A 5,125-nucleotide genomic window follows, 5' to 3' on the forward strand; every position below is an offset into this window, starting at 1 on the left:
GATTTTACTTGTATGATTAAATTGAATCACTATTGTCGTACCACTTGAAACTATTCATCTCAAAATGAATCGAGTTGCTTATGTCCGCACATAAAAATTGCACTTACATTAAAAGTGTAACTATACTTTTCTTATTATTATCAATGTGATGGCTATGCAGTCAGTTGCATTAATTCATGTGATGAATGCTTTGTTACCATTAAAACGCAATGTACAGGGAATTGGTGATGCTTTATTTGGAATCAAAACGGCTAGGAAGAAGCACTGTCATTGCCTTTACCATCATTGCGGTAATCATTCTCTCCCAAGGAGGAGTGTTCTCATGGAAGATGCATCAAATCACGAGTGAATTTAACTCAGAGCTTGCAACGTTCTCCAACTCTAAAGTAACGGGGCTAAAATTAAAAAATAGATTAATGGGTTTACGTGCCCTAGAAAAAGACATCCTATTAAACACTCAAAACCCAGATGACTTACACAAGCTTAGTGAGCGGTGGAGGATAGAGGTAAAAGCGGCCCGCATTCAATTTGAAGATATGGACCATGAGCTTCAAAGTAATGTCATTTATGATGGACGAGTACTCGCCACATTATCGACCGAGTTTTACGCCTACAATGAAGGTATCTCTTTCATTATTACAGCAATACTTAACTCAATGACTTTATCGCCAATGGATGCTTACCAAACCGCAGCATCATATCAGCAATATATAACAAACATGGATGAAAAAATTGATGAGATTATCGTGAAAGCAGAGGATTTCGAGAATGAAACTCTCAAGCGGCTTGAGCAAAGAAAAAAGACTCTCTTTTGGAATCTGGGCCTTTTTTCATTCATTAGCGCCTTACTGACATTTATCTTGAGCATCGTCACTTTTCGAAGAAACATGCACATCAGTAAAACATTGGAGCATCACGCCCTTCACGATGCATTAACGGGCATGTTCAACCGCAGAGGATTATCAATGGTGATGAGCGATAATACGAGAGGCGGCGTGTTGGTACACCTTGATTTTAATCGATTTAAACTCATTAATGATTTATGCGGTCACACCGTAGGAGATGAGCTTTTGGTCAGCCTTTCAAAGAAGATGCGCGAATTGTGTAAGCAATCAAAGTGCACGCTGGCTCGAGTCGGTGGTGATGAGTTTGTTGTCTGGTTGGATAACACAAACAGTACAGAGAAAGCGCACTTGATAGCCAAGCAGCTCATTACTCTTATTGAGAGTCATGAGTTTTATTGGATGGAGCAGTCGATAACATTAGGAGCGTCAGCGGGGATTGCAGTTGGTAAGCCTAACTTCTTGTTTACTGAGTTGGTTTCACGCGCAGACGCGGCATGCCGACTTGCCAAAATACCAGGCAATGAAAACGTCGTGATGTACGAGGAATCCGACCCATTATTATTAGCCATTCGTAAAGAAGAGCAATGGGCGGCTAAAATACCTCACATGTTGCTTGAATCTCGTTTTAAGCTGTATGGGCAGTGCATTGTCCCCCTCCAGCACCACACGCAAACCGGACACATTGAAGTGCTGCTAAGAGGACTTGATGATAACGGAGAAATTGTTCCTCCAGGTATGTTTCTGCCCGCCGCAGAGCGTTTTGGATTAATGGGTCAAATTGACCGCTGGGTCATCAATTGCTTGCTTTCAAACCATCTCAAGGATGATATTCACTATTCAGTAAACATCTCGGCCCACACTCTGGCAGATGTGAACTACTTATCAGAGCTAATCGCCATGATTAGCCAGTCAGGTAAAGGTCATCAGCTGATTTTTGAGATTACTGAAACCAGCGCCATGACGAACATTAAAACTGCCAGAGAATACATTACGAGCTTAAAAGCACTAGGATGTCGTTTCTCGTTAGATGACTTTGGTAGTGGGTTCTCATCCTTTGCGTATTTACGAGATTTGAATGTCGATTATCTGAAAATTGATGGCAGTTTAATTAAGATATTAGGCTCAAATGAATCCGACACGGCTTTAGTTCAGGCGATTGTAAATATGGCCAAATCACTGAATCTAGAAACGATAGCTGAGTATGTCGAGCACCCTCAACTGGCCAGCCTGTTATACGACATGAAGGTGGACTTTGGTCAAGGATACGGGCTGCACAATCCAGAGCCTTTAGAACTTGTCACGTTGCTACCTACAATGAGAGTCAGAAGTAATCTGCAAAGTTAAAGGGTGAATAGAGCTGCGCATGATTCATTTTCACGTATAGCTGTAGCGCCATCTAATCATCGCAGTGGGTGTGTTGACGTCTGTGATACTTTGTATAATCTAAAATCTGTCATTTAAATAAACACTCTAACTCGTTTATGTCCAAATGTGAGTTACAGCGTGATTGACATGTGTGTGATCACCGAGCGATTCTGTCGTACCTTAATTACCAAGCGACTTTTCGAAGATCTCAGTAAAACGGTTTAATGTAGTAATTTTACAACAGTTCATTTCAAAAGAAGTTTAAATTTGATGACTTTTGATGCAATTCCATGCTAACTAATACTGCAATTTGCTCAGTAACTATCTGAAAGTTAGTTCTGGTTATGCTGACTTACGTTGCAAACATCACCAACTTGAAGCCTGCAATATATATTCGCATAGTTTGTAGAATTCTCTTCTTATTTGCACCTTAAGTCTTCTCAAATAGTTAGGTATGAATCTCAGCCTCAAGGATGTGAATATCATTTCAATGGGCGCTACTGCCGCTACACTCCGGATTTTCAACTTTTTGATGCTATGGACACGCCTTCTTCAGTTGAAGTAAAGCATTCAAGTCAGATCCTTAAGACAGACTTTCGAGCAAGATTTAAAGAAAAGCAGCTGGTAGCTGAAAATGCCCTTTAGCACTTAGATTAATCATTGATGTTATCTGGTATATTTGTTCGGATTTCAGGAGACCAAACAAATATACTTAGTTACGATAAAGATATTTACATGCAAGAACTTAGGTGTAACATATACTTCTGAAGTTAAAGTATTAAGGTTTTAGATTATGGCAAAAGCAACGGCAGAAGAGGCTGCTCTCACTAAACAGAAAATTATCGATACGGCTGTATCTATCACACTGACTCAAGGCTTTAAAGAAGTCACACTTGGAAATTTAGCTAAGCATATTGGGATTTCACGCTCAGGGATAAATTGTCATTTTCAATACAAAGCAGATATAGCGGCTGCTATCGAGCCTGAACTAACGACTATTTTGCATGCGAGCATTGATTTTAGCTCATGTGATTCATTTGAAGCTACGTGGGTGAGAGCCATTCAGTTTGATGTGAAATTTAGGTCATGTATAGCCGCGTTAGGTCCTGTAATTCCCTCTTCAATAGGCTTTGAAAGCTTGGTCAAAAAAATTAATCACGGGGATTTATCTCATAGACAAGAGAAAGTATACAAGTGTCTTGGATACGCCCTCGTTGAGATAGATCGTATTGCTCGAACTGAATAAACGCAAATTTTCCTCTAGAATTGAATTCAGTCTTGGTCAACATCCAAGGGTTGTCTCCGGACTTTTTGTTCAAAAACTTATTCATACGACTACATAAAGGCCGTTACTCATTTTATTGGCTACCATAGCGCCATCTATTCGCTTAACGGTTTCTCCTTTTTCATTCTTCACTAGCATCGTTGGCTTACCACTTTGTGCATCTAGTTTAATATTAAGGCCGCTACCATATCGGTCAACTTGAGTATTCATATAGCTGGCGGCTGATTTCATTTGCTGCAAAGCAAATGGACTATGCTGGCTTACTTTCATCGGCACTCCATTAGGTAAAGTTTGTATTTTTCGCTTTCCGTTGCTGGTGTATACTCGATATAACAGTGGTCTGTTTCCAGTATCCCGCCATTAATATTTTCATTTAAGCTGAAAACGACTCGATTCGTTCCTCTGATCACACCTGCAGAAAAATCCTCCTCCACGCCAATTCCCGTTGCAATGTGACTCCAAGTATTTTGCATAGTACTGGGATATCCGTACTCAAAAGCACACAACTTGCACCAACTGGATATCTTTGAATCTAGTATCGATAGAACGTATGGTGCATTTTCGAGTCCAAGCACAGCAAGCTTTGAATGGGCTATTTCCGCACTAGAACTGATAGTCCCTTTTAGCCCCACAAGTGCGGCTGTGCGCGCTTCTGTTGCCAGATTTAGAAATCTAGGTGCACTAACTGCAGATAAAATGCCCAGTATAACAATCACTACTACCAATTCTATGAGTGTAAACCCTTTATTTTTCATAACATAACCTTAATACTTGGAGAAAGTGTTAGACCAATGCCTAGCCTTGTTTGCTTGTGGTTGTAATCGATAAGTGACTCGCCATAGCCCTCCCAAACTTGGGCATAGATATCTAGGAACTTGGACAGTGCATAGGTGTAACCAATCTCAACGTGGCCTTTGTCAGTGTCAAAGTTGTAAGCGGTCCTTACTTTTAAGCTACTGGAGTCACCGTTAACTCTAACCCATACCTCATAAGGCGGTATGAAGTCCTCTATATCTTCGTTATCTCCTAAGTTTGATGCGTACCAGCCTTGGATCCCATACTCGATGGCCGTATTGTTTCGCTCAAAGGCTATGAAGCCCATATCCCAACCACGACTTATGTTTATCTCACCACCATTAGACTGATGTCGGTATCCGTACTCGATCGTGTTGAATACTGGCCATTGGCCTTGGTGCATCATAAACAGTTGAGGTTTGTAGTTCGTTTCTCTAAATGGTGAAGACATATCTTTGTTACTCAACTGCCATAGTGACAATTGGGTATAGGACAACATTAGCGCTACACTGTCGTATCGAACCATCGGAACTGATAAAGAAAATTGAAACTTAATCTCTGTGTCGTTTAGTTGCTCAACTCTGCCGCCATACGCCTCATCATACACCGCTTGATTGATGTTATTGGTATAGGTTTGCACGACGTATGTGTCATCATAGATAGATATTGCTTTGTTTGTTTTGGCCATTACTGGAGCAATAACCACGGCAGTTAATACCAGCGCTAGAACTTGTGTTAGCATTTTGTCCCCCCAAGCCTCTTAAGGTTTATTGTGCTTTATAAATCAAATCCATCTAATATACTGATTTATATCGTTTAATTTGTATCCTTAATC

6 protein-coding genes are annotated in these 5,125 nt (G+C 40.5%); 3 read left to right on the forward strand and 3 right to left on the reverse strand.

The window, feature by feature from the left end:
* Positions 1 to 227 precede the first annotated feature (227 nt).
* The 3 genes from L4C32_RS20195 to L4C32_RS20205 all read left to right on the forward strand — a co-directional run bounded on the left by L4C32_RS20195 (position 228) and on the right by L4C32_RS20205 (position 3,456).
* The gene (locus tag L4C32_RS20195; protein ID WP_428198687.1) at positions 228 to 2,189 is read left to right on the forward strand and encodes a putative bifunctional diguanylate cyclase/phosphodiesterase; all 1,962 of its coding nucleotides are present in this window, start codon (positions 228 to 230) and stop codon (positions 2,187 to 2,189) included.
* A gap of 444 nt (positions 2,190 to 2,633) precedes the next feature.
* Positions 2,634 to 2,855 carry a TnsA endonuclease N-terminal domain-containing protein gene (locus tag L4C32_RS20200; RefSeq protein ID WP_428198688.1) on the forward strand — a complete coding sequence of 74 codons (222 nt, stop codon included), beginning with the start codon at positions 2,634 to 2,636 and terminating at the stop codon, positions 2,853 to 2,855.
* Between the two features lie 148 nt (positions 2,856 to 3,003).
* The gene (locus L4C32_RS20205; RefSeq protein WP_428198689.1) at positions 3,004 to 3,456 is read left to right on the forward strand and encodes a TetR family transcriptional regulator; all 453 of its coding nucleotides are present in this window, start codon (positions 3,004 to 3,006) and stop codon (positions 3,454 to 3,456) included.
* 81 nt (positions 3,457 to 3,537) lie between these two features.
* Here L4C32_RS20205 and L4C32_RS20210 read toward each other — a convergent pair whose 3' ends face one another.
* The 3 genes from L4C32_RS20210 to L4C32_RS20220 are packed head-to-tail and all read right to left on the reverse strand — an operon-like array spanning position 3,538 to position 5,032.
* Entirely contained in the window at positions 3,538 to 3,765 is a 228-nt protein-coding gene (locus L4C32_RS20210) for a hypothetical protein (protein ID WP_428198690.1), read from the reverse strand.
* Complete coding sequence (locus tag L4C32_RS20215; RefSeq protein ID WP_428198691.1) at positions 3,762 to 4,250, reverse strand: type II secretion system protein; 489 nt, start codon at positions 4,248 to 4,250, stop codon at positions 3,762 to 3,764. The genes L4C32_RS20210 and L4C32_RS20215 overlap by 4 nt, the downstream gene beginning before the upstream one ends.
* Positions 4,247 to 5,032 carry a phospholipase A gene (locus tag L4C32_RS20220; RefSeq protein ID WP_428198692.1) on the reverse strand — a complete coding sequence of 262 codons (786 nt, stop codon included), beginning with the start codon at positions 5,030 to 5,032 and terminating at the stop codon, positions 4,247 to 4,249. Before L4C32_RS20220 ends, L4C32_RS20215 begins: the two co-directional genes overlap by 4 nt.
* Positions 5,033 to 5,125 lie beyond the last annotated feature (93 nt).

Source organism: Aliivibrio kagoshimensis (assembly GCF_050337105.1).
GTDB lineage: Bacteria > Pseudomonadota > Gammaproteobacteria > Enterobacterales > Vibrionaceae > Aliivibrio_A > Aliivibrio_A kagoshimensis.

What these genes read in the sequence shown, in the direction of transcription:
- L4C32_RS20195 (WP_428198687.1), top strand. Translation starts at nt 228, where the DNA reads ATGCTTTATTTGGAATCAAAACGGCTAGGAAGAAGCACTGTCATTGCC.
- L4C32_RS20205 (WP_428198689.1), top strand. Translation starts at nt 3,004, where the DNA reads ATGGCAAAAGCAACGGCAGAAGAGGCTGCTCTCACTAAACAGAAAATT.
- L4C32_RS20210 (WP_428198690.1), bottom strand. Translation starts at nt 3,765, where the DNA reads ATGAAAGTAAGCCAGCATAGTCCATTTGCTTTGCAGCAAATGAAATCA.
- L4C32_RS20215 (WP_428198691.1), bottom strand. Translation starts at nt 4,250, where the DNA reads ATGAAAAATAAAGGGTTTACACTCATAGAATTGGTAGTAGTGATTGTT.
- L4C32_RS20220 (WP_428198692.1), bottom strand. Translation starts at nt 5,032, where the DNA reads ATGCTAACACAAGTTCTAGCGCTGGTATTAACTGCCGTGGTTATTGCT.